The sequence below is a fragment of the Mesorhizobium sp. M7A.F.Ca.ET.027.02.1.1 genome, from assembly GCF_004022985.1.
In the GTDB taxonomy this organism is placed as follows: Bacteria; Pseudomonadota; Alphaproteobacteria; order Rhizobiales; family Rhizobiaceae; genus Mesorhizobium.
Genome location: NZ_RZOL01000774.1, coordinates 1 through 1,193, shown reverse-complemented (window position 1 = coordinate 1,193; position 1,193 = coordinate 1). Strand labels below are relative to the sequence as shown.

Annotated in this window: 1 protein-coding gene; it reads right to left on the bottom strand. The window is 60.6% G+C overall.

Annotated features, from left to right (window positions below; all coding sequences use genetic code 11):
* Positions 1-1,170: type IV secretory system conjugative DNA transfer family protein (locus tag EN749_RS36045; protein WP_348629413.1), on the bottom strand; the 1,170-nt coding region annotated here is incomplete at its 3' end.
* Positions 1,171-1,193: the final 23 nt, after the last annotated feature.

Here is a 1,193-nt window from a genome sequence, read left to right as displayed (position 1 = left end):
CTGATAGGGCTCGTCCGGACCCGGCGAGGAGGCCATCAGCACATCATGGATTTGCTGGACCAAGATTTTGATGATGGGCCGGAACACCTCGAGCTGCGCCACCGAGCAGCCGATGAAGAGAGCCGTCGGGTCCTTGCGAAGCTTCGAGATATCGAAATCGGTCGACGCCGTAGCGGCTGCAACGAGATCATTGGTCCAGGGGTTGAGAGCCGCCGTCAGGTTGAAGTAGGCCGAGTTTCGCGTTTCCTTTTCCAGCGCAATGAACTGGTTGAGCCCCTGCACGACCCACGAAGGCAGATATTTTTCTTCGTCATTGCGGATATTCGTCAGCACCCTGAGAAAATCCACGCCGGTCGAAATAAGCATCGCGACGGCGCGCAAATGACGCTGCCCCTCATAGCGTGGTGACGTCAGCACATAGCCGATCATGGTCGAAAGCAGCTGCCGGCCGGCGCGCGCCCAGATCTCGGAACTTCCTGTCGCCTCGGGGATGATGAAGGAGGAGACCACCGCGCAGTCCGTCGGCATGCGCGCATCGCGCCGGATGAAATCCAGCGGATTGTAGCGATGCGAATCCCGCTCGCCGGGAGAAAAGAAAAAGACCTTGTCGCCGAGAGCCTGCCGGTGTGCACCGAACGCCTCGAAGTTCCCCCGCTTCGGATCGAACCACACTGAGGATCCTCGCCACATATAACCGTTCGGAACCACAAAGCTGACGCCCTTGCCGGACCGGGTCGGCCCGACCACCAGGACGTGCGCGGGATCGTCCGAGCGGATCGTCGCCCCACCCATCTTGCCGAGGATCAAACCTTGCTTTGCCAGCAGGTTTTTCCTTTCGGCGTCCATGATCGTGCCGAACCGCGCATCGCCATAGTGCTTTGGCTTGCGGTTGATCAGGCTTGCAAAGATCAGGCCGACGCCGATCGCCACGACAACCGCGACCGCGATCGCGCCCCGAATAATCGTCTCGCCCTGCGTGGGATGATAGGCCAAGCGCTGGCTGAAATGCTGCCAGGCAACGAACAGGCCGCTTAGGCTGCGTTGCGCGTTCTGGTACTTTAGAAGCCCCCAGCGTGAGGCGCCTTCAGAGGGGAGGGCAGGGTTCCACCGCCATGTCGCCACCAGCTCGTAGGCCAGGCTCCAAAGGGCGAAGAAGGCGAGGAGGGCCATAAGACCGAGGAAAAGCCTATAAG